16 protein-coding genes are annotated in these 23889 nt (G+C 67.3%); 13 read left to right on the top strand and 3 right to left on the bottom strand.

Going from position 1 to position 23889, the window contains the following annotated elements:
* Positions 1 to 14 precede the first annotated feature (14 nt).
* From A9975_RS10895 to A9975_RS10865, 7 genes are all read left to right on the top strand, one after another.
* Positions 15 to 1274, top strand: coding sequence for an NAD(P)/FAD-dependent oxidoreductase (locus A9975_RS10895; RefSeq protein ID WP_183032698.1), 1260 nt, complete (start codon positions 15 to 17; stop codon positions 1272 to 1274).
* Between the two features lie 69 nt (positions 1275 to 1343).
* A complete protein-coding gene (locus tag A9975_RS10890; RefSeq protein WP_150988114.1) occupies positions 1344 to 2267 on the top strand; it encodes a LysR family transcriptional regulator in 924 nt (307 codons plus the stop codon).
* A gap of 177 nt (positions 2268 to 2444) precedes the next feature.
* Entirely contained in the window at positions 2445 to 2822 is a 378-nt protein-coding gene (gene hpxZ / locus A9975_RS10885) for an oxalurate catabolism protein HpxZ (protein ID WP_183032697.1), read from the top strand.
* Positions 2823 to 2979: 157 nt separating this feature from the next.
* A complete protein-coding gene (locus tag A9975_RS10880) occupies positions 2980 to 4053 on the top strand; it encodes a porin (protein ID WP_183032696.1) in 1074 nt (357 codons plus the stop codon).
* Between the two features lie 219 nt (positions 4054 to 4272).
* Entirely contained in the window at positions 4273 to 4953 is a 681-nt protein-coding gene (locus A9975_RS10875; RefSeq protein ID WP_183032695.1) for a uracil-DNA glycosylase family protein, read from the top strand.
* Positions 4954 to 5176: 223 nt separating this feature from the next.
* Entirely contained in the window at positions 5177 to 5734 is a 558-nt protein-coding gene (locus A9975_RS10870) for a nucleotidyltransferase domain-containing protein (protein WP_183032694.1), read from the top strand.
* On the top strand, positions 5734 to 6171 hold the full coding sequence (locus A9975_RS10865; RefSeq protein WP_183032693.1) for a hypothetical protein: 438 nt from the start codon (positions 5734 to 5736) through the stop codon (positions 6169 to 6171). The genes A9975_RS10870 and A9975_RS10865 overlap by 1 nt, the downstream gene beginning before the upstream one ends.
* 215 nt (positions 6172 to 6386) lie before the next feature.
* Here A9975_RS10865 and phaP read toward each other — a convergent pair whose 3' ends face one another.
* The 3 genes from phaP to A9975_RS10850 form a co-directional block, all read right to left on the bottom strand.
* Positions 6387 to 6890 carry a phasin family protein gene (gene phaP, locus A9975_RS10860; protein WP_183032692.1) on the bottom strand — a complete coding sequence of 168 codons (504 nt, stop codon included), beginning with the start codon at positions 6888 to 6890 and terminating at the stop codon, positions 6387 to 6389.
* Between the two features lie 197 nt (positions 6891 to 7087).
* Positions 7088 to 15643 (bottom strand): GH36-type glycosyl hydrolase domain-containing protein, encoded by an 8556-nt coding sequence (locus tag A9975_RS10855; RefSeq protein ID WP_183032691.1) that lies wholly within the window; start codon positions 15641 to 15643, stop codon positions 7088 to 7090.
* A 165-nt stretch (positions 15644 to 15808) separates the two neighbouring features.
* Complete coding sequence (locus A9975_RS10850) at positions 15809 to 15964, bottom strand: DUF3309 family protein (protein ID WP_183032690.1); 156 nt, start codon at positions 15962 to 15964, stop codon at positions 15809 to 15811.
* Between the two features lie 873 nt (positions 15965 to 16837).
* Here A9975_RS10850 and A9975_RS10845 point away from each other — a divergent pair.
* From A9975_RS10845 to A9975_RS10820, 6 genes are all read left to right on the top strand, one after another.
* Positions 16838 to 17632, top strand: a complete 795-nt coding sequence (locus tag A9975_RS10845) for a class II aldolase/adducin family protein (protein ID WP_183032689.1) — start codon at positions 16838 to 16840, stop codon at positions 17630 to 17632.
* A gap of 82 nt (positions 17633 to 17714) precedes the next feature.
* Positions 17715 to 19280 carry an ABC transporter substrate-binding protein gene (locus tag A9975_RS10840; RefSeq protein ID WP_150988135.1) on the top strand — a complete coding sequence of 522 codons (1566 nt, stop codon included), beginning with the start codon at positions 17715 to 17717 and terminating at the stop codon, positions 19278 to 19280.
* Positions 19281 to 19311: 31 nt separating this feature from the next.
* Positions 19312 to 20286, top strand: coding sequence for an ABC transporter permease (locus tag A9975_RS10835; protein WP_183032688.1), 975 nt, complete (start codon positions 19312 to 19314; stop codon positions 20284 to 20286).
* Positions 20283 to 21125, top strand: a complete 843-nt coding sequence (locus A9975_RS10830; protein WP_174428021.1) for an ABC transporter permease — start codon at positions 20283 to 20285, stop codon at positions 21123 to 21125. Before A9975_RS10835 ends, A9975_RS10830 begins: the two co-directional genes overlap by 4 nt.
* Positions 21122 to 22810 (top strand): ABC transporter ATP-binding protein, encoded by a 1689-nt coding sequence (locus tag A9975_RS10825; RefSeq protein ID WP_183032687.1) that lies wholly within the window; start codon positions 21122 to 21124, stop codon positions 22808 to 22810. The genes A9975_RS10830 and A9975_RS10825 overlap by 4 nt, the downstream gene beginning before the upstream one ends.
* Entirely contained in the window at positions 22807 to 23811 is a 1005-nt protein-coding gene (locus A9975_RS10820) for a 2-hydroxyacid dehydrogenase (protein ID WP_370564350.1), read from the top strand. The genes A9975_RS10825 and A9975_RS10820 overlap by 4 nt, the downstream gene beginning before the upstream one ends.
* Positions 23812 to 23889: the final 78 nt, after the last annotated feature.

Raw genomic sequence — 23889 nt, 5'->3', positions numbered from 1 at the left:
GCAAACTGGCGCCCATGACGCTCATGACGCCCAGGATCCCCACCAAACGCATTGTCATCGTCGGCGCCGGCGTGGCCGGCAGCATCATGGCCCGCGCGCTGGCCATGCAAGCCGGGCTGGAAGTCACCTGCCTGGAGCAGGTTGCACCGGATGACCACGCAAGCGCCGGGCTGGTGATCGGCCCCAACGCCATCAAGGCCTTGCACATGCGCGACCCGCTGCTGGCCAGCGCCATTGGCGAGGCCGGCCTGCCCTGGGATCACTGGCGCGTGTCGCTGTGCAGCGGCGAGGTGCTGCTGGACCTGCCGCTCACGCGCGTGGCGGACCATGGCGGCGTGCGCATCCTGCGCGCCACGCTGTACCGCGTGCTGCGCCAGGCCGCCGGCAACACCGTGCGTTACCGTTGCAAGCTGCTGGAGTGCGGCGCCAGCCCGCGGGATCCGGCGCGCAGCTACGTCGTCTGGGAACAGCATGGCCAACAACACCGGCTTGACGACATCGACCTGCTGATCGCGGCCGATGGCCGTGACTCGCCCACCCGAGGCGCGTTTGACAGCCAGCCCCGGATGCACCAGCTTGGTGCCCTGCTATTCCGCCTCCTGGTGCCGGACGCCGGCGCCGGCCGGATCGACGATTACGAACAATGGTGCAACGGCCCTAACCGCCTGCTGGCCTTCCGCTTGCCGGACGGGCGGATCAATATCGCCGGCAGCCTGCCGCTCGCCCCGGGCGAAAAGACGCAAAAGACGCCTCACGCGGGCATCGGCCCGCAGGCGCTGCGCGCTGCCTACACGCCAGCGCACGCCGGGCCGGGGCCGCAGGCTGGCTGGCTGATCGATACGCTCTGCGCCAATGTGAATGCCATCTGCTGGTACCGCATGCAGGCGTGCGGCATCCGCTTTGCCGAGCCGCATGCGCAGGTGATGTACCTGGGCGACAGCGCCCACGCCATGGCGCCACCGCTTGGCCAGGGCGTGGCGCAGGCCATCGAGGATGCCTGCAGCGCCGCCGAGCTGATTGCCACTTCGCTGGCCGCGGGCGAGACCAGCCCGCGCGCCTGGCTGGCAACGTTTGAAGCGGCCCGGCTTGAACGCCTGCGCTTTGTGATGTCGGTGGCCCCGCACGCCGCTGGCCTCCTGCTGGGCGATGCCACGGAGCAGGACCGGGCGTCGGCGCTGGGCGCGCTGCGCCAGCTCTACTGCCAGGTCGCGTTGCCCCGCCATGGCAGCGGCCCCGTCGTTGGTCCTGTCGCCGGGACGGGGCTGCCCGCGTAGCGTCGGCGCGCGCACGATCCTTGCTAGTGAGAGCGGATCGTTCTCACTAGCGCCCGAGCGCGCACCGCCATGCTCCACCCGCCCCGCCTTTATCTCTATCTTGACGCCGTGGCCCGCGTTGGGTCGATCCGCAAGGCCGCCGAGCAACTCCACGTCGCCTCCACCGCGCTCAACCGGAAGATCCTGGAGGTGGAGCAGGATATCGGCACGGCGCTGTTCGAGCGCCTGCCCCGCGGCGTGCGGCTGACCGCCGCCGGCGAGGTGTTGATCGCCACCGTGCGCCGCAGCCTCGCGGATCTGGATTCGGCCGCCGCGCAGATGGAGCAGTTGCGCGGGCTGGTGCGGGGCACCGTGCGCATGGCGACGGTCGAGTCCGTCGCCACCGATTTCCTGCCTGAAGTCATCGGCCGCTACCAGTCCACCCACCGCGGCGTGCAGTTTCGCGTGACGGTAGGCAACTCCGGTGACCTGCTGGCCGCGCTCAAGGAGGACGAGGCCGACCTGCTGCTGGCGCACGACCCGCCCCCGACAACCTTCCTGCACGAACTGGCGGTGTCCGCCCAGCCCTTCTGCGCAATGATGCGCCCGGACCATCCCCTGGCGAGCCGGCGCACGTTGCGTTTATCCGATTGCCAGCCCTATCCCGTGGCCCTCGGGCCAGAGAGCTTTGGCAGCCGGCGGCTGATCGAGGCGATCTGCGCGCGCAACCGCTTGTCGCTGCGGGTGATGCTGGAAGCCACCACGGTGGAGATGCTGAAGAGCTTTGCGCGCCAGACCGGCGCGATCTGCTTCCAGTTCCAGGCTGGCACGCTGCGCGAGACGCGCCAGGGCACGCTGATTGCCGTGCCACTGTCCGACCCCGAGCTGTGCGGTGGCCGGCTGGTACTGGGCGCCCGCAAGGGCCGCAGCCTGCCGCCCGCGGCGGCGGCGTTTGCAGAGCACCTGAAGGCCGCGCTGACCGGGCTGCACCAGCCGTTGGCCGAGGCCGCCTGATGCGTGGCCGGGGCTTGCATGGCGAGCCGGCGCATGCAACAGCGAGTGCACACAAATTGCGTGCGCCATGAGAAGAAATAAGTGCTGGTTGTATGCAATCGAATTGCCGCAAACTGCATCCATCGCAGTCATGCCAGGCAACATTACCGGGCTGGTCCGGATACCCACGAAAGCAAGATGAGAATCAACGATCCCGCCATCCTCGCCGAGGTGGAAGCCGCCTTCGATGCCTATGAACGGGCGCTGGTGGGCAACGACGTCGCCGAGCTCGACCGGCTGTTCTGGGAAAGCCCGCACACGCTGCGCTACGGCGCGGGCGAGAACCTCTACGGCATCGAGGCCATCCGCGCGTTCCGCGCGGCGCGCCCGGCAAAAGGCCTCGCCCGCGAGATCACCGAGCGCAGCGTCACCACCTTCGGCAATGATTTCGCCGTCGCCAATATCGCCTTTCGCCGCGCCGGCGAGCCGCGCCTGGGCCGCCAGAGCCAGAGCTGGGTGCGGCTGCCCGAAGGCTGGCAGGTGGTGGCCGCGCACGTGAGCTGGCAGCAAGCATGAGCCAGCGGCGCTAGCGTACCGGCGCCATCCTGCGCCAGCCATTTCAAGAGCACGCGTTTTTAGATAGCCGGGGCTTGCCCCCGTAGGGGTGTTGTCGTGCCCAGTGAATGCGACAGAGCCAGCAACGATAGAAAACGGGTCAACCACGGAGGTCTTTATGCAACACAATTTCAAGCCGGTCGTGAAACTGGCGGTCATGGCAGCAGCCTTGATCTGCGGCAACGCCATGGCGCAATCCAGCGTCACGCTTTACGGGATGGTTGACGCCTATGTCGGCGCCACCAAGGCCGGCGGTGCGGACCGCGCCTACGGCGTCAACAGCGGCGGCATGCAAACCTCGTACTTCGGCATCAAGGGCACCGAGGATCTTGGCACCGGCCTGAAGGCGATCTTCGACCTGAACGGCTTCCTGCGCCCGGACACCGGCAAGCAAGGCCGCTTCGACGGCGATGCGCTGTTTACCCGCAACGCCTTTGTCGGCCTGCAGAGCGCAACGCTTGGCACGGTGAAGCTCGGGCGCAACACCACGCCCTACTTCATCTCGACCATCCTGTTCAACCCGCTGGTGGACTCCTATGTGTTCTCGCCGGCGATCTTCCACACCTACTTCTCGGCCAGCAATGGCCGCGTCTATGACCCGGGCATCATCGGCGACTCGGGCTGGAGCAACTCGCTGGTGTACTCCACGCCGAACTTTAGCGGCCTGAGCGCCAACGCGATCTACTCGTTCGGCGAGCAGGCAGGCAGCGTCGGCAAGAACAAGTGGGGCGGCAACGTGCTCTACTTCAACGGCAACTTCGGCGCCACCGTAGCCTTCCAGCAGGTCAAGTTCAACAGCACCCCGGGAGATGTGACCGCGCCCACGGCACTGGCCGGCTTCGACAAGCAGAACGCCGTGCAGGTCGGCGTGAGTTATGACTTCAAGGTGGTCAAGCTGTTCGCGCAGGGCCAGTACATCAAGAGCGACGTCAACAACGCCACGGGCGACATCAAGCACACCAACGGCCAGGTTGGCGCTTCGATCCCGGTGGGCAACGGCAACGTGCTGGTCTCCTATGCGTACGACAAGACCAAGAACAGTGTCGCGGACTTCAAGCGCAACACGGCCGGCCTCGCTTACGACTACAACCTGTCCAAGCGCACCGACGTGTATGCCGCGTACTTCTACGACAAGCTGAGCGACCAGTCGCACGGCGACAGCTTTGGCGTGGGCGTGCGTCACCGCTTCTGATTGGAAGCGGTGATTGGAAGCGGTGATTGGAAGCGGTAGGCAGGCGGGCTGTGCTTCGACGCGGCCCGCTTGCGCTACCCGGGAAGGCTTCGTGGCCGCCCGGCCACCTTCTGTCGTCATTGCGCCCCCCCCTTGCGCACCTGCCTCGTTTGGCAAACCTCGCCGAACTGCATACACTGGGCGCCATCGGCACGACTACCCCATTCACGTTTGCCGGACATGAAGCGCGTCCTTCCCGAAACTCCCGTCACTCCCCTCACTCCCGTAGCGTCCGTCGCTGCTTGCGCCGCAAGCGATGAGGGCAAGACCGACCTCGACACCCTGCTGACCGAGGTACGCGCCTGCCGCCTGTGCGAAGCACACCTCCCGCTTGGTCCACGGCCGGTAGTGCAAGCTGCCGCCAGCGCCCGCATCCTGATTGTCGGCCAGGCACCGGGCACGCGCGTGCATGCCAGCGGCATTCCCTGGGACGATCCCAGCGGTGACCGGCTGCGTGAGTGGATGGGCGTGGACAAGACGGTGTTCTACGATGCCGCGCGCATTGCCATCATCCCGATGGGACTGTGCTACCCGGGCCGTGGCGCCAGCGGCGACCTGCCGCCGCGCAAGGAGTGCGCGCCGTTGTGGATGGATGCGCTGCTGGCGTGCCTGCCGGAGATCGAGCTGACCTTGCTGGTCGGGCAGTATGCGCAACGGCGTTTCCTGGGAGCGGCGGCGCGCGGTGGCGTGACACCTACTGTGGCGGGCTTTGACGCGCACGGGCCGCACTTTATTCCGCTGCCGCACCCATCGCCGCGCAACCAGGGCTGGTTCAAGCACAACGACTGGTTTGCGCGGGACTTGCTGCCGGTGCTGCGCCAGCGCGTGGAGGCCGTTCTCCTGGCACCACCCGCTGGCTGACGCGGGCTTGTCCCGGGCCTCGGCGAAATGCGCCTCAGCCATCCAGAGCCATTGGTCGATGCCGCGCGAGACTTCGGTGAACACATCGGCGGTGTCGGCATCGCCAGGCTCGTCGGCTGACTACTATATTTAATCCCCAAAACAGGGACGTATATCCCTCCATTGAGGATTCACCGAATTATCCCTATAATAAGGACATTTATCCCTATTTAGAGGATTCCCCGTGAGCCTTGCCGACTTTCTCTTCACACCGGGCTTGCAGCGAGTGCTTGGAGCCACACTGCTGCAGCCGGACCGCAGTTTTACGCTACAGGAACTGCTGCGTCTGGCGGACAGTGGGCGCGGAAGCGCTCAAAAGCAGGTGGACCGCCTGGTCGCCGCCGGCGTACTTCGGGAAGACGCCCGACGAGGCCGGCAACGAAGCATCCGGGCGAATACCGAATTCACCCTCTATCCAGAGTTACTTAGTATCGCGCGCAAATCCTTTGCCGTTGTGGAGCCGCTGAAAGAAGCCCTCGCGCCTTTTGCCGACCACATCACCTCAGCGTTCGTGTTTGGCTCCGTGGCCAAGCGCACCGACGGTGGCCAGAGCGACATCGATCTGATTGTTGTCGGCAGCATCCCTCTCCTCGAGCTATCCGAGGCCTTGCACAAGGCCGAACAAGGTCTGCTGCGCCCCGTCAACTTCTCTTTGTACGAGCCTGCTGAATGGGCTGCCCTGGTAGAGTCTGACCCCATCATGGCCCAGATTGCACAAGGCCCTACGCTGAGGGTACTGTGATGCCGCGCGAAGCTGAATACGAAAACCTTATCAAGACGAAAGCCTTTGAGGCGGTCGCCCCAACGCCTGGCGCTATCGCAGGCTTCCTGCGTAATGCAGCGGACTATAGGTCCACAGCCGAGGAGCTAGGCCCCGGCCGACATCTGCAGGTGTTTACTTTGGCCTACGAAGGCTATTTCCAGGTGGTCCAGGCCGTACTGGAGTTCAATGAGGTACGCACCAAAGATGCCGGCCGTAACCTAGCCATCCAGCGTGTGTCCACCTCGCTGGGCGTGGACTCCCAAGAATTTGCCTTCATCACGAAGGCCCACGAGCGTCGCAACGGTACCTCGTACGTTTCACCGTTTCCCCCGGTGTCGAAGGCTGAGGCCGCCACCATGCTGAGCATCTTGGCTAAATACCTTCCCGTTGCGCATACACTGACCGGTACGCCGTGAGGCCCTAATATGCGGAGCAGTTTTTCGCTGAGAGGCAAAATAAAAAATCCTTCGTCAACCCCAGTCGCATGGCTGGGGTTTCGCCGTCCTCACGCTCACAGTGCACGACGACGCAGATCCCGCTTTGTCAGCAAAAAAAACTGCGCCACATGGGCGCAGTTTTCTTGCTACTAGCTTTGGCTTCGCAGCGGCCAGCGGTTTTGCCTGGCTTGGCCTTACTTGGCAGCCGTGGCGGGCATGACCTTCTCGAAGGCGTCGCGCATCGGCTTCATGGCCGTTTCGTAGGCCGCGACCCAGTTCGGTGCGCTCGCGCCGGAAGCCGGGAACGCGCCACCGGCGCTCGACATCAGGTTCTGGCCGAACGACGCCATGGCTTCCTGGGTCTGCGCGGCGTAGGTGCTCATCTGGCGCTGGGCTTCCTGCGCGAACTCTGCGCCGGTGCTGGCGAAGATCTCGTTCATGTGACCAGCATACGCGTTCATCTTCTGGGCAAACCCGTTGGCCAGTTCCGGCTTGAGGCCGGACATGCCGGCGCCAACCGGCTGCTGGCTGGATTCGCGGACGTAGTTCGTGGTATCCGCCAGGCTGGTCTTGACGGCCTGCATGTTCAGCTCGCTGATCTTTTCCGCGCCACGGGCCAGGGGACCGACCAAGGCCAGGAACAGGTCCAGGTTAGCTTGCTGGACGCCGAAGAATTGAGCTTGGGTGGGATGTGCCATGAAGTAGTCTCCTGGGGATGATCCAACGCTGTCGAAGAAGGTTCCGTGAGCGGCATCATCGTTTTGCTGCAATGCAGCAATTGGACACATCATAAGCTTATTACCCGAGGAGTCAAGCGATTCCCGGAAAGACTTCTCTGGCCAAGCCAGATGCATCCCATGCGCCCCATTCCGCCTTGTTCCGCCCTTATACCGCCCTATTCCGCCGCCACCGGGATGCATACCAGCAGCCTGTGCCTGCCATCATCCAGCGGCACGCGCACGGCACCGTCGCCGCATGCCACCGCCAGCCCATCGAGGACGGCATGCGCGCCGCCCGCGCCTGGCGCCAGTGTCTGCACCCGGATGTCGTAGTGGCACGCCCCCAGGGACACCGTCGCCTCAAACCCAGGCCAGGCCGCCGGAATGCTCGGCGCCACGATCAGCCAGCCCGCTTCGCGGCGGATCCCCAGGATGCCTTCCACCCCGGCGCGATACATCCAGCCGGCCGCGCCGGTGTACCAGGTCCAACCGCCGCGCCCGATGTGGGGCGCCACCGAATACACATCGGCCGCGATCACGTACGGCTCGACCTTGTAGCGCTGCACGCCTGCGGGCGTGCTGGCGTGGTGGATGGGGTTGAGCATCGAGAACAGGTCCACGGCCTTTGCGCCCGCGCCGAGCCGGGCGAAGGCAAGGACCGACCACATCGCGGCGTGGCTGTATTGCCCGCCATTCTCGCGCACGCCGGGGGGATAGCCTTCGATGTAGCCAGGATCGGGCGAGGCGCCATTGAAAGGCGGCGCGAACAGCAGCGCCAGGCCGTCGTTGCGCCGCACCAGGTGCTCGGCCATGGATGCCATGGCGGTGGCAGCACGCACCGGATCCCCGGCGCCCGACAGCACGGCCCACGACTGGGCAATGGCGTCGATCCGGCAGGCCGGGCTGGTCTTTGAACCCAGCCAGCTGCCGTCATCGAAGGTGGCACGGCGATACCATTCGCCGTCCCAGCCATCGCGCTCCAATGCCGCGCCCAGCATTGCCCCGTGGGCACGCCAGTGCGCCGCGCGGCCGGCATCGCGCACCTCGGCAAGCGGCGCGAAGAACGCGATCGTGCGCATCAGCAGCCAGCCAAGCCACACGCTCTCGCCCTTGCCGCCGGCGCCGACCCGGTTCATGCCGTCGTTCCAGTCGCCGCCGCCGATCAGCGGCAGGCCGTGCTCGCCGGTCAAGGCAAGGCATCGCTCGATGCCGCGCGCGCAATGCTCGAATAGCGAGGCCTGCGCCTCCCCGGTCATCGGCTGGAAGAAGGCGTCATGCTCATCGGCGCCGAGCACCGGCCCCTCGAGAAAAGGCACCTTCTCATCCAGCACCGCCGCATCGCCAGAGCCGGCAATGTAGGTCGCCGTGGCGAAGGCCAGCCAGACGCAATCGTCGGAGATGCGCGTGCGCACGCCCTGCCCGGTGTGCGGCAGCCACCAATGCTGGACGTCGCCTTCGGCAAATTGCCTGGCCGCGGCACGCAGCAGGTGCTGGCGCGTGGCCGCCGGCTTGGCGAAGGTAAGCGCCATGGTGTCTTGCAGTTGATCGCGAAAGCCATAGGCACCGCTCGCCTGGTAGAAGGCCGAGCGGGCCCAGATGCGGCAGGCCAGGGTCTGGTACAGCAGCCAGCCGTTGAGCATGATGTCCATTGCCCGGTCCGGCGTCCTGACCTGCACGGCGCCAAGCAGGCTATCCCAGTGCCCGGTCACGGCATCGAGCACGGCGTCGAGATCGGCAGCGCGATAGCGGGCTATCAGCGCCCTCGCCGCCTCGGCCGAGCCGCTCTCGCCAAGAAACGCGACGATGTCGAGCGTCTCGCCCGCGGCAAGCTCCACGATGCACTGCACCGCGGCGCACGGGTCCAGCCCCGCGCCCACCGCGCCGGACAACGGCGCGGTGCCAAGCAGGGCCGACGGCGCCTCGGCGCCGCCGTTGTAGCCGAGGAACTCCGTGCGGTCGGCGGTCCAGGCCGTTTGCCTGCCGCCGAGATCGGCAAAGGCGACCCGGCCGGGGAAGGCGCAGCTCCAGGGATTGCGCGCCAGCATCGCGCCGGTGGCCTCGTCGCGCTCGGTCACGATGAACGGCGCCGATGCGCCGCGCGACGTGCCGAGTACCCACTCCACGTAGGCGGTGACGGAAAGCCGGCGGCGCCCGGTGGACAAGTTGCTCAGCGTCAGCCGTGAAATCTTGACCGGGTCTTCCAGCGGGACGAACTGCAGCAGCTCAGCCGCGATGCCGTTCGCGTGGTGCGCAAAGCGGCTGTAGCCATGGCCGTGGCGGGCCGTGTAGGTGCCTGCGTCGCGGATGGGCTGCGCGGTCGGGCTCCAGAGTTCAAGGCTGTCTTCGTCGCGGATGTAGAACGCTTCGCCGGCAGGATCCAGCACCGGGTCGTTGGACCAGGGCGTGAGCTGGTTCTCGCGGCTGCTCTCGGCCCAGGTATAGCCGCTGCCCTGCGCCGAGGCATGGAAGCCAAAGCTGGGGTTGGCGATCACGTTGATCCAGGGCGCGGGCGTGGTGGCGGCGCCATCAAGCACGATCACATACTCCCGCCCGTCCATGTCGAAGCCACCGAGGCCGTTGAAGAACTGGAGCGCCGGCAAGGCCGGCGCTGGCATTGGCGCCGGGCGGGGTGGCGCGCGGCGGCGTACGGGCGCGGCGCGCTGCGGCGCCTGGGGCAGCCGGCCGAGTTGTTCGGCAATGGCCCCCCTGCGCGCGGACAGCACAACGCGGGCCACCGACAAGAGCAGCGCGCGGGCATCGCCGTGCATCAGGTCGGCGCGCAGCGTGTAGACCGAGCCCTGGGCGAGCTCGTCGCCAAAGCGCGGCCGCGACTGGCTGCTGCGCACCGCGGTCTCGATGGCGTTCTGCAGGTCCTGCGTATAAGACGACGCGCGCTCGTTGACGATGACCAGGTCCACGCCAAGCCGCTTCATGCGCCAGTACTCGTGCGCGCGCAGCAACTGGCGCACCTGCGCCATATCCTCGATCTCGTCGATGCGCAGCAGCACGATCGGCAGGTCGCCGGAGATGGCGTGCGGCCAAAGCCCGGACTGCGGGCCCGCGCCGCGGGCAATGGCCCCGGAGGAACCCCGGAAGCGGGGATCGGCGTACAGGATCGGCGCGGCCAGGCGCTGGAAATCCGCCGCTTCGTCGGCGTTGACGTCGAGATGACGCAGCTGGACCTGGGCCTGCGTCCAGGCCAGGGTCTTGGCGCGCTCGAAGGCGCTGCGGTCATGATGCCTGTCGATCAGATCCAGCAGCGCGGCACGCGAGGGCGCCACCAGTGTCCAGAATGCGATGCGCGCCACGCCGCCCGGTGCGACCCGCACGCGCTGCCTGAGCGAAAAGATGGCGTCGAGCACCGTGCCCGTGGTGTTGGACAGCGCACGGCCATGGCGCACGCCGTCCGCGATCCGGCCCGTTTGCCCCGCTTCCAAGAAGCGCGCCCGGTCGGTCTCGTACTGCGGATCCGCTACCACCTCGCCTTCGACGATGGCGAAATGGGCGGCCCATATCGTGGGCTCCGTGGGCGAGCGCGGGCGGCGCGTGGCAACCAGCGCGCCGAACTCGGGCAGGTATTCGGTTTCGACAAACAGCTTGGAGAAAGCCGGGTGCGCGGCATCTGCCGCCGGCACGGTCAGCACCAGTTCCGCATACGAGGTCAGCTCGATCTCGCGCGCGCGCCGCCCGCTGTTGGCCAGCGAGACCCGCCGCACTTCCCCGTCATCCTCGCCGGAGACCAGGATGGAGAGCGTGGTGACCAGGCTGCCGTCGCGGCGGATGAACTCCGCGTGGTCTTCGGCGAAGACCACTTCGCTGCCCTGCTCGCCATCGTCCGTATCGCCGCCGGCAAACTGCGCGCCGGCCGGCCACACGGCGCGGCTTTGCGTATCGCGCAGGAAGATGAAGCTGCCAGCGTCGTCGCGGGTGGCATCCTCGCGCCACCGCGTCACCGCCAGGTCGCGCCAGCGGCTGTAGCCCGCGCCGGCCGCGGTCAGCATCACCGCGTAGCGCCCGTTGGACAGCAGATGCGTGACGGGCGCGCCGGGCGCATAGCCCGCGAGCCTGCGCACCGTGGAATCCTCGCTGCCGGACTCCATCGTGGAGGCTTTCACCTCTTCGGCGCGCGGATGCGCAATGGCGACGTTGCGCGGCATGCGCTCCTGCAACAGCAGCTCGGTGGCCTGGATCATCGGCTCGCGGTGAAAGCGTTCCCGCATCTGCCCACCGTGCAGCGTATTGGCGATCGCCACGATGGTCATGCCCTGGTGGTGGGCCATGTAGCTGCGCACGATGGCGAACGCCTCATCCTCGGGCAACCGGGAGCGGGTGAAATCAATGGCCTCGTAGAAGCCGAAGCGCCCCTTTGCCCCCATCCGCGCGAGACGCGCGAAGTTCTGCTGCGCGCCCTGCGGATCCACCATGGTGGCCAGCCCGCTCGCATACGGTGCGATCACCACATTGTCGGAAAGCCCGCGTTTCAGGCCCAGGCCCGGCACGCCGAAGTTGGAGTACTGGTAGGTGAACTCCAGGTCGCGCGCGTTGTAGGCGGATTCGGACACGCCCCATGGCACGCCCAGCGCGCGGCCGTAGCCTTGCTGGCGCTCCACCACCAGCCGGTTGGTCTGCTCGAGCAGGCTGCCCGCCGGCGCGCGCATGATCAGCGACGGCATCAGGTACTCGAACATCGACCCGGACCACGAAATCAGCGCCGACCCATTGCCCAGCGGCGTGGCCGTGCGCCCAAGGCGGAACCAGTGGCGCGTGGACACATCGCCCTTGGCGATGGCAAACAGGCTGGCAAGACGGGCCTCCGACGCAAGCAAGTCATAGCAGCTGACATCGAGCCGGTTGTCGTCCTGCGAGTAGCCGATCGAAAGCAGCTTGCGCTCTTCGTCAAACAGGAACGCGAAGTCCATCGACAGTGCCATGTCGCGCGCGACGGCAGCCAGCGCTTGCAGGCGCGCGCCGAGCAGCTCCGGCGCTTCGATCCGCTCCACCCGGTCTTGCTCGTGCTCGGCCACGGCCTTGCGCAGCGCCTGCACCCAGAAGGCCAGGTCGCCAAGGCTGTCGTCGCCGGCGGCGGGCAGGATGTCGCTGGCGATCGCGGCGGCTTTTTCCGTCAGCCGCTTGAGCGCGGGCATCAGCATGGCCATGGCCTGCGTGCCCTGCGTGACGTTAAGCTGGGTTTCGACCTGTTCCAGCAATTCGCCGAGCTTGCCGGCGCGCTCGCCGCCCGCCAGCGCCAGCCCGGCAATGGCCTCGCGCGCCAGCGTGACGGTGTCCATCATGCCGAGCCGGAAATCCGGCGTCACCTCGGCATGGGTCCATTCTTCACAGGCGTTGGCCAGCGCAATCAGGTGGCCGGCCAGGTTGCCGCTATCGACCGATGACACGTAGGCAGGCGTCAGGGCGCGCAGATCCTGCGTGCCATACCAGTTGTAGAAGTGGCCATGGCAGCGCTGCAGCTTTTGCATGGCGGCGAAGGCCGCTTCCAGCCGCGCGGCCGTGGCCGCCGTGCCGCTCCAGCCGAAGTCGCGCGCGGCAATGGCCGATAGCAGGTACAGGCCGATATTGGTGGGCGAGGTCCGGTGCGCCAGGACCGGCTTCGGGCTGTCCTGGAAATTGTCGGGCGGCAGCATGTTGTCCGCTGGCGTGACCATGGTCTCGAAATAGCGCCAGGTGCGGCGCGCGGTCAGGCGCAGCTCGCGCGTGTCAGCGTCCGACACCACCAGCCGCCTTGCCACCTTCGGCGCCCGGCTTGCCCACAGCGCCAACATGGGCGCGGCCAGCCAGAGCCATCCAAGCGGCAGCGCGAGCGGCCAGGACGCGCTCGCGAAGGCCAGCGTGCCCGCCAGCAGCGCCAGCGTCAGCAAGACACCGCCCGCCATCTGGCGGTAGGAGCCGGCCAGGTCAAGCCGGGGGCTGGTCATGGACTGGGCGGCCGTGGTCCACTCCAGCAGGTGGCGGCGGGTCAAGCGCAGCCGCACCAGCGTGCGCGCGATGGCGTCGCTCATGCGCCAGGCCGCGTCGGGCAGGAACGCCAGCGTCAGCAGCACCTGCGCCACGGCGGCGCGCAGGTCGTCCCACAGTATCCTCACGTGCGTGCGCAGCTGGATGCCGGCACGATGGGGAATGACGGAAAACACACCGGGCAACAGGGCGGGAATCGCCACGGCCGCCAGCAACAGCAGCGTGCCCCGCAAAGCCGCCCCCGGCGGCAGCAGCCAGCACGCGCCAAAGCACAGCAGCAGCGACGGCGCGAGCACCGAGCGCCGCAGGTTGTCCAGCATCTTCCAGCGGCCGAGCATCGGCACCGCCTGGCTGCCCTTGCGGCCGCGCACGATCCAGCCAAGGAGCTGCCAGTCGCCACGCGTCCAGCGATGCTGGCGCTTGGCGGCCACGTCATAGCGCGCGGGAAAATCCTCGACGACCTCGATGTCCGAGGCCAGCCCGGCACGGGCGAACATGCCCTCGAACAGGTCGTGGCTGAGCACCGCATTCGCCGGCACGCGGCCGCGCAGCGCGGCCTCGAAGGCATCCACGTCATAGATGCCCTTGCCGGTATAGGAACCCTCGCCGAAGAGGTCCTGGTACACGTCCGACGCCGCCGCCGCATAGGGATCGATGCCGCCGGGCGCGGAGAATATGCGCTGATAGAACGAGCCCTCGCTCCCCACCGGCAGAGATGGCGTGACGCGTGGCTGCAGGATGGCGTAGCCGCCGATGACACGTTGCAGCGTTGCGTCGAACCTTGGCCGGTTCAGCGGGTGGGCCATCTTGCCGATCAGCCGGAGCGCCGCGTCGCGCGGCAAGCGCGTGTCGGCATCGAGCGTGATCACGTAGCGCACGTCGGGTGGTACCTGGGGCGCCGCGCCATCGACAGCAGCAAAGCTGGTGTCCGTGGCGCCGCGCAGCAGGCGGTTGAGTTCATGGAGCTTGCCGCGCTTGCGCTCCCAGCCCATCCACTTGCCTTCGCCGGCGTTGAACACACGGTGCCGGTGCAGCAGCAGGAAGCGGTTGCCGGCGGGGCCCGGCCCGTAGCGGCGATTCAGCTCGCCGATGGCTTCGGCCGCCACCGCCAGCAAGGCCGCGTCGCCCGGCATGACGGCCTGGTCGGCGTCGGTGCCGTCGGTGAGCAGCGCAAAGGTCAGGTCACCTCCGGCGCCGGCAAGATGGTGCACCTCCAGGCGCTCGATCTGATCGCGCAGGCTGGCTTCGCCCGATAGCAGCGTAGGCACCGCCACCAGCGTGCGCAGTGCTGGCGGCACGCCCGCCGTGAGCTCAAGCCCCGGCAGGATGGATGCGCCAAAGAGCCAGGCGATGCCGCGGTTGACCACCGCCGTTGCCACCTCGCTGGCTGGGACGAAGCCCAGGCAGCCGATCAGCGCAAGCCAGCCGCCGGAGAGCGCCGGCATGGCAGCCGCCGCAAGCAACCAGAGCGATCCACCGAGCAGCGCAAGGGTGACCAGCAAGATGGCGCCCACATAGCCACCAATGCCCAGCGCGATATTGAGGCGGGAAAACCGCAGCCGCGCCGGGGGACGAAAGCCGATTGCGCGCTCGAAGGCGCGCCGGCCCTGCGCGATCAGGTGATATCCCGGGTCCCCGATGCGCTGCGCCTGCGCCGCATCGGCGGTGCCTGCCGCCGCGGCGCGGGCCGTGGCCAGCGCAAGATCGGCAATCTCCAGCTCCGAGGCGGGCGAGCCGCGCGCGAGCTGCTCGATGGCGCTGCGGTAAAGATTGCGCGTGGGGAAGTCCATTTCGGCATAAGCGCTGCCATCGCGCAAACGCGCGTCGACCAGGCTCACGCTCTCGAACAGTTCGGCCCAGTCGATATCCGATATCAGCCGCATGCTGGTGATGACATTGCGCACGGTCACGTTGGATGCGCCCTGGCGCTGCTGGGCGTGCCGCACCACGTCCTCGATGGACGCGCCCTGCCGGCCGAGCCGCTCTTCCAGCCAGCCCAGGGTTGGCGTGGTCCGTGGGTCCTGGTCCCGCAGGCGCTTGGCCAGCTGCGCGGCGAACAGTTCCGACAACGGCGCGGGGGCGCGCGAGGCGATATCCTTGTCGAGCGCCGAGCGGGCGCAACCCAACTTGAGCAGTTGCCTGGACAGATCGTCCGCGTCGGCACGGGCGATGCGCCCGGCGGTTATCTGCTCGGCCAGGCGGCGCAGGTTCTCGATCAGGACGATGCGCAGCGTGATGGCCACGGCCCACAGCTCGCCGATGGTCAGCGGCTGCACGCGCTGGTAGGCGGCAATGAAGCGCCGCAGGGTGTCCGGGTCGATATGGCTGTCGGTATGCGCGACAAAGGCCCAGGCAAGGCCAAATACGCGGGGATAGCCGGCGAAGGGACCCTCGCTGAGCTTGGGCAACTGACGGTAGTAGCCTGGCGGCAGGTCATCGCGGATCTCGCGGATCTGCGCTTCCACGAGGTGGTAGTTGTCCAGCAGCCATTCGGCCGCGGGCACCACGGCCCGGCCACTCTCCAGCTCCGCCGCGCTGGCCCGGTAGGCCGCGAGCAGTACTTCGGCATTGTCGTTGAGGCGGCTGCGCAGCGTGCGCACGCGCGGGGGCGTCGGGGTAACGGGCTGGGCGGCGGCAAGGCTTTGCGCATGCTGCTCCAGCCGCTCGATGCCGAACAACTCCTCCCGCACTGGCGCCTTGCTGTCCCACGGCGAAGGGGTGGATGCGTACTCGAACCTGCGGCCTAGCACTGAATACATGGGCGCCTTGGTTGCCAACGGGGATCGGGAGACGGGTTCGCCTCCTTAAAAACGGCTGGCCGGCAAGCCCGAGGCCAGCCGGCCATCACGTGATCGCTGCGCGGTCTGTTGCGCCAAGGCGCGCTTTCTCGCCTCTTTCTCGCCTCTTTCTCGGCTCTTTTTCACCTATAAGCGGCCCATCAGCACCAGCACCAGCACCACGATCAGCAGCAGGCCCAGCACGCCGCTGGGCATGTAGCCCCAGGAACGGCTATGCGGCCAGGTCGGCATGGCACCGAGCAAGACAAGCACCAGCACGACCAGTAATACGGTTCCTAACATGGAACGCTCCTTTCCCGACTCCGCGTGATTGGCCAGGCCGCCGCCGATACCTCGCCAGGGGACCGGAATCTTCGAGCCCGATGCGAATGTAGCCGCGCCGTTTGGCATGGACCTGACCGCTACCGGCACGTTGCCATGGACGGCGTGCGGTGTCGGTACGATGACGGACAATTGGCGCCCGCTACCGGGCTTGGGCGTTGGGGCTCGGCGGTTGAGCGGCGCAGGGTTGAGAGCGAGCGGAAAACGCGACGGGCATGACCGCCATGGTGGCCTTGAGGCCAGCGGGAAGGCAGCATGCTTCGGGAAAGAACTGAACCAGGGGCAAGAAGGCCGCAGGCGGAAAGTCGTGGGGTGCGACTGGGGTCAGGTCCAGACAGCCGGCCGCGCGTATTCGCAGCGCCGCTGTGCGCGCATCTTCGCATACTCCGGCCCGGCATCCTGCTTATATTTCCGGCGGCGGCGTTTCTGCACCCCGCGAGCATGCCAGGCCGCGCTTGCTAGCTAGCCATGTGACAAAAGAGACACACGGACACCCTGGCCGGCTATCCCGACGCTGGATTTTCTGCACGCCACCAAACCGTGCGCCGCGCCCTATTCCCGCTCGCCAATCCCGAAACCCGGCTGCCGATGCCCATTTTTTGCGCATGGCACCATCCCCAGGGCAAACCGCCAAAGCCGCCAGGCAGCCTGCCATCCACGCCGGGGCAAGCCCGCATTCCCTTGAAAATCAACGCCTTGCGCATCGCACTGCAACATATTCGGCTGCAAATTGAACACGTGGCCTGAACTTTGCGTAATCGGTATAAGTGCCAACTGTCGACAGCTGACCATCGACCTACAGTGACCTAATCGCCAATCCAAGGAAACCCAAACATGGGCAACAACGTCTCTTCCCGCCTGGTTCCCGCCATCTCCGAGGCCGAGCAACGGGTGCGTGAGGATCTCGCCGCCGCATACCGCCTGGTCGCCCTGTACGGCATGGACGACAGCATCTACACCCATATCTCGGCCCGGGTGCCGGGCACCGAGGACCGCTTCCTGATCAACCCGTTCGGGATGCTGTTCCGCGATATCACCGCGTCCTCGCTGGTGTGCATCGACCTGGACGGGAACATCATCAGCGGGCCGCCGGGGCAAGACGTGAACCCGGCGGGCTTCACCATCCACAGCGCGGTGCATGCCGCCCGGCATGACGCGGTGTGCGTGCTGCATACGCATACCGTGGCCGGCGTGGCCGTATCGTCGCTGGCGTGCGGCCTGCAGCCCTCCAACCAGTGGGCGCTGCAATTCCATGACCGCGTGTCGTACCACGACTTCGAAGGCATTGCGCTGGACCATGAGGAGCGCGTGCGCCTGGTGGCCGATCTCGGCCCGGACAAGCGCGCCCTGATCCTGCGCAATCACGGCCTGGTCACGCTGGGCCGCAGCGTGGCGGAGGCCTTCATCCTGATGCACAACCTGGAGCGCGCCTGCCGCGTGCAGGTGGCGATCCAGTCCACCGGGCAGCGGGTCAATCCGGTGCCGCCAGCCATTTGCGAGAAGACCGCGCGCCAGTACGAGAGTGGCGACACCAACCGCCTGCCCGGCGCGCCCGATCCGTACGCGCGGGAATGGCGCGCCTTGCGGGAGCGGCTGGAACCGGCCGCTGCCACGTCGTTCCGCGACTGACTCGCCATTGCGTCTTGCCAGTTCCGTCGTGCCAGTTCCGTCTTGCCAGTTACCCATCCCTAGCCCCCAGGAGAGTTCCGCAATGAATCGTCGCCAACTGATCAAAATGGGTGTTGCCACCACCGGGCTGTCGCTCGCCGGTGTGCCTTTCCACGTCCTCGCGGCCGGCAAGAAGGGCGGCGTGATCAACGCGCTCGTCCAGCCTGAGCCTTCCGGCCTGATGATCGGCATTACCCAGAACGGCCCCACCCAGCTGATCTCCGGCAACATCTATGAGGGCCTGCTGCGCTACGACGAAAAGCTGGAACCGCAGCCAGCGCTGGCGACCTCGTGGACGGTGAACCCGGCCGGCACCGTGTACACGTTCAAGCTCAAGCCCAAGGTCACCTGGCATGACGGCAAGCCGTTTACCGCGGCCGACGTGGTGTTCTCCGCCGATGTGTTCCTGCGCAAGACCCACGCCCGGCTGCGCGCCAACCTGGCGGCGGTGGAGAGCATCCGCGCCGTGGACCCGCTCACGGTGGAGTTCAAGCTGAAGTACCCGTTCAGCCCGTTTCTAGGCATCTTCGAAGTGGGCACCATGCCCATGGTGCCCAAGCACATCTACGAGGGCACGGATTTCCTGACCAACCCGGCCAACGCCAAGCCCATCGGCACCGGCCCGCTGAAGTTCAAGGAATGGGTGCGCGGCTCGTACATCCAGCTGGTGCGCAACGATGCGTATCACCAGCCCGATGTGCCGCTGGTCGACAGCGTGTACTTCCACGTGATCCCCGATGCGTCGGCGCGCGCCGCGGCGTTCGAGTCCGGCAAGGTCGACCTGGTGCCCGGCGGCGCGGTGGAGTACTTCGACGTGGCGCGCCTGAGCAAGCTGCCCGGCGTGCAGGTCACCACCAAGGGCTGGGAATTCTTCGCGCCGCACTCGTGGCTGTGGGTCAACAACCGCAAGGCGCCGATGGACAACATCAAGTTCCGCCAGGCGCTGGCCTTTGCCATCGACCGCGACGCGATCGCCAAGGTGGCATGGCAAGGCTATGCCAAGAGCGCCACCGGCCCCTTCAACAGCCATATCAAGTACGCCAGCACCGACGTGGCCAAGTATCCGCGCGACCTGGCCCGCGCCAAGCAGCTGCTGAGCGAATCCGGCTACAAGGGCGAAACCCTGCGCCTGCTGCCCCTGCCCTACGGCGAAACCTGGACCCGCTCGGCCGAGATCGTGCGGCAGAACCTGCAGCAGGCCGGCGTGAAGATCGAAATGACCCCTACCGACGTGGCGGGCTGGGGCGAGCGGCTGAACAAGTGGGACTACGACCTGGCCTTCACCTACGTCTACCAGTATGGCGACCCGGCGCTGGGCGTGGCGCGCAACTACACCTCGGACAACATCGCGCAGGGCTCGCCCTTCAACAATGTGGAGGGCTATCGCAACGCCAAGGTCGACGAATTGTTCCAGGCTGGCGCGCGCGAGATCGACCCCGTCAAGCGTGCAGCGATCTACCACGAAGTGCAGAAGATCCTGGTCGACGAGATGCCGGTGGTGTGGCTGCACGAGCTCAACTTCCCCACGCTGTACCGCAGCCGCATCAACAATCCCATCAGTTCCGGCATTGGCCTGAACGACGGCATCGGCCGCGCCTGGCTGGCGTGATGGCAGTCATCTTTATCTCTGGGGCAAAGCCATGAGTCGTACGCAGCGCATGCTAGGCCGGGTGGTACAGGGCGTGATCGCGATCCTGGTCATCGCTACCGTCAACTTCCTGCTGATCCGGGCCGCGCCGGGAGACCCTGTCTCGGTGATGGCTGGCGAGGCCGGGGCCTCCGACCCGCAGTTCGTGGCGCAGTTGCGCACGCAGTTCGGGCTGGATAAGCCGGTGCCGGAGCAGCTTGCCACTTACCTCGGCCACGTGGTGCACCTGGACCTGGGCTACTCCTACCGCCAGCAGCAGCCGGTGCTGGACCTGATCCTGCAGCGCCTGCCGGCCACGCTGATCCTGACCGGCAGCGCCTTCGTGCTCTCCGTGCTGTTCGGCGTGGTGCTGGGGGCGTGGGCCAGCCGGCGCGCGGGGAGCTGGGTGGACAACGCCATCACCCTGTTCGCCCTGGTGTTCTACGCAACGCCCTTGTACTGGCTGGCGATGATGGCGGTGCTGCTGTTTTCGGTCAAGCTCGACTGGCTGCCCGGCTTTGGCTACTTCACCGTGGGGGCGGACCTGCATGGCCTGGCGCTGGTGTTCGACATTGCCACGCACCTGGTGCTGCCAGCGCTCACCCTTGCGCTGTTCTACATGGCGGTATATGCGCGCATGACGCGAGCCTCGATGCTGGAAGTGGCGCAGATGGATTTCGTCAAGACCGCGCGCGCCAAGGGTGTGCGGCCCGGGCGCATCCAGCGCGCCCACATCCTGCGCAACGCCCTGCTGCCGGTGGTGACGCTGGCCGGCATCCAGGCCGGCGGCATGATCGGCGGCGCGGTGCTGACCGAGACGGTGTTCGCCTGGCCCGGCATTGGCCGCCTGATGTTCGACGCCCTGCTGCAGCGTGACTACAACCTGCTGCTGGGCTGCTTCCTGGTCACCGCGGCCATGGCCGTGTTGTTCAACCTGTTGACCGACTTTGTCTACACGCTGGTCGACCCGCGGATCGAGATGCAATGAAAAACACTTTCTGGCGGCGGTTCTGCCGCAACAAGGCAGCCGTGCTCGGCATGGTGGTACTGGTGGGCTTTGCCGTGCTTGCGCTGTTCGGGCCGTGGATGGCCGGGCATGATCCCTGGGACATGGTGCAGCAGCCGTTCCTGCAACCGATGCAGGAACCCGGCTTTGCCATGGGCACCGACACCATGGGGCGCGACATCCTGGCGGGCGTGATCCACGGCGCGCGCATCTCGTTGCTGATCGGCGTGGTGTCCACGGTGGTCTCGCTCTTGATCGGCGTGACACTGGGCGCCATTTCCGGCTACTTCGGCGGGTGGATCGATGCGGCGCTGATGCGCTTCACCGAGCTGTTCCAGGCGGTGCCGAGCTTTGCGCTGGCGCTGGTGCTGGTGGCGATCTTCGAGCCGTCCATCGGCTCCATCGTGGCGGCGATCGCCATCGTGTCCTGGCCGCCGGTGGCGCGCCTGGTGCGCAGCGAGTTCCTCACGTTGCGCCAGCGCGATTTTGTCCAGGCCGCGAAGCTGGCCGGGCAATCGACACCGCGCATCATCTTGTCGCAGATCCTGCCCAATGCCAGCTCGCCCATCGTCGTGATGGCCTCGCTGATGGTGGCGACCGCCATCCTGCTCGAATCCAGCCTGAGCTTCCTGGGTCTGGGCGACCCAAACCACATGAGCTGGGGCTATATGGTGGGCTCGGCGCGCACCGTGCTGCGCCAGGCCTGGTGGATGGCGGTGTTTCCCGGCACGGCCATCCTGCTGACGGTGCTGGCGCTCAATATGGTGGGCGAAGGCCTGAACGACGCGCTCAATGCGCGCCTTGGCGGGAGCGGACGATGAGCACACCGGTACTAGATATCCAGGAACTGAGCATCCGCCTGCCTGCCGGCGGCGACCGCGCGCTGGCCGTGCAGGCAGCCTCGCTGACGCTGGAAGCGGGCCAGACGCTGTGCGTGGTGGGCGAGTCCGGCTCCGGCAAATCCATGATCGCCAATGCGGTGATGGGCCTGCTGCCGCGGCCCCATGTGGAGCCTGTGGCCGGGCGCATCCTGTTCGAGGGCCAGGACCTGCTGCAGCTGGATGACGACGCCATGCGCGAGCTGCGCGGGCAGAAGATCGGCATGGTGTTCCAGGAACCCATGACGGCGCTCAACCCGGTCATGCGCATCGGCGACCAGATCGCCGAAGTGTTCGATGCGCACCAGCGGCTGGGCGCGGCCGAGAAGCGCAAGCGCATCGTGGCGGCGCTGGCCGATGTGGGCCTGCCCGATCCGGAGCTGCTGTACGACAGCTACCCCTTCCGCCTGTCGGGCGGGCAACGCCAGCGCGTGATGATCGCGTGCGCCATGGCGCTGGAGCCGCGCCTGCTGATCGCCGACGAGCCCACCACCGCGCTCGACGTCACCACGCAGGCGCAGATCCTGCAACTGATCCGCGACCTGCAAAAGCGGCGCGGCATGGCCGTGCTGTTCATCACGCACGATTTCGGCGTGGTGTCGGAGATCGCCGACCAGGTGGTGGTGATGCAGACCGGCACCATCGTCGAGGCCGGGCCGGCCGCGCGCGTGCTGACCGATCCGCAGCATCCCTATACGCGCAAGCTGATCAGCGCCATTCCCGGCGGGCACCTGCGCCAGCCGCCGGTGCAGGCAGAGGTCAACCGCGTGCTGCAGGTGCAGGACCTGTGCAAGACCTACCGCACCGGTGGCGGCCTGCTGCGGCGCGGGCGCGAGGTGCAGGCCGCGCGCAACGTGAACTTTGAGCTGCTGCGCGGGCAAACGCTCGGGCTGGTGGGTGAATCGGGCTCGGGCAAATCGACGGTGGGCCGCTGCATCGTTGGCCTGGCGCCGTTCGACAGTGGCCGCATCGTGATCAACGGACGCAACCTGTCGCAAGGCGGCGGGCTGCTGCAGCGCGCGGGCGGCAAGCTGCAGATGGTGTTCCAGGACCCTTACGCCTCGCTCAATCCCCGGCATCGGATCGGTGCGGCCATCGCTGCCGGCCCCATCGCGCAGGGCGTATCGCGCCAGGAGGCACAGGCGCGCACGCTGGAGCTGCTCGGGCTGGTCGGGCTGGGGCCGGAGGCGGCCGAGCGCTACCCGCATGAGTTCTCCGGCGGGCAGCGCCAGCGCATCGGCATTGCCCGGGCGCTGGCGATGCAGCCGGAATTGCTGGTGGCCGACGAGCCCGTCTCCGCGCTGGATGTGTCGGTGCAGGCGCAGGTGCTGGAGCTGTTCGCCAAGGTGCGCGAGCAGTTCAAGCTGGCCATGGTCTTCATCACCCACGACCTGCGCGTGGCCGCACAGATGTGCGACAAGATCGCCGTCATGCAGCGCGGCGAGGTGGTCGAGTACGGCGAGACGGCCCGCGTGCTGAGCGCGCCCGAGCATCCGTACACGCGCAAGCTGATCGAAGCCATCCCGCGCTTGACCCGGGTGCAGGAGGCCACAGAGGCCGCAGAGGCACCAAAGACATCAGAGACACCGGCGCCGGCCCACCTGCAAGCGGTCGGGGGCTACGCATGACCCGCGCCAACCTCGACAACCTGGCCGGGACACTCAACAAGATGGACATGACGACAACCAAGCCCCCCTGCGTGGCATTGCTCAGCGGCGTGCTCGACATGCACTACCTGGTACCCGCCTTCCGCGCGGCGGCGCCCGGGCTGGACCTGCGCGTGGGCCCCGACCTGGGCACGCTTGACGACATCGACGCCGCGGTTTGCTGGGCGCCCCCGCCCGGCTTGCTGGCGGCCATGCCCAAGCTGCGCCTGGTGCAGTCGCTGGGCGCGGGCATCGACCACCTGCACAGCGATCCGGACCTGCCATCCGGGCCAACCGTCTGCCGCATCGTGGATACCGCCATGGCCGGCACCATGACGGCCTACGTGACGTGGGCCGTGATCCAGCACCAGCGCAGCATGGGCGCTTATCTTGCCAGCGCGGCGGCCGGGCAGTGGCAGGAGCAGCCCATCGTGGCGCCGCCGCGGCACCGCGTGGGCATTGCGGGGCTGGGCACGCTGGGCATTGCCAGCGCCCGCGCGCTGCAGGCGGTGGGCTATGCGGTGCGCGGCTGGAGCCGCAGCCCCAAGGCGGGCCTGCCCGAAGGCGTGGAAGCCTTCCACGGCCAGGACGGCCTGGATGCCTTCCTGGCAGGCTGCGACGCGCTGGTTTGCCTGCTGCCGCTGACCGCGCAGACGCAGGGTTTCCTGTGCGCGAACCTGTTCGCCCGCCTGCCGTGCGGCGCGCACCTGATCAACGTAGGCCGGGGCGGCCACCTGGTCGAGCCCGACCTGCTGCGCGCGCTGGACGACGGCACGCTGGGCGCGGCCACGCTGGATGCCTTCCAGCACGAGCCGCTACCATCCGGGCACCCGTTCTGGCGGCATCCGCGCATCAACGTCACGCCGCACGTGGCGGCCCGCACCGATCCGGCGACAATCGCGCGCCAGACGCTGGATAATCTGGCCCAGCTGCGCCGCGGGCAGCGACCTGCCGTGGCAGTCGACCCGGCACAGGGATATTGATATTGACGCGTTTGACCTTGGCATGCCGCTGCCCCAGCGCTCCGACACACCCGATACCAACAACAGGACGTCACTGAC

Origin of the sequence: Cupriavidus sp. UME77 (assembly GCF_014170355.1) — a bacterium.
Taxonomy (GTDB): Bacteria; Pseudomonadota; Gammaproteobacteria; order Burkholderiales; family Burkholderiaceae; genus Cupriavidus; species Cupriavidus basilensis.
Note: the sequence above shows the minus strand (reverse complement) of the source record. Positions and strands in the feature narration are given on the sequence as shown.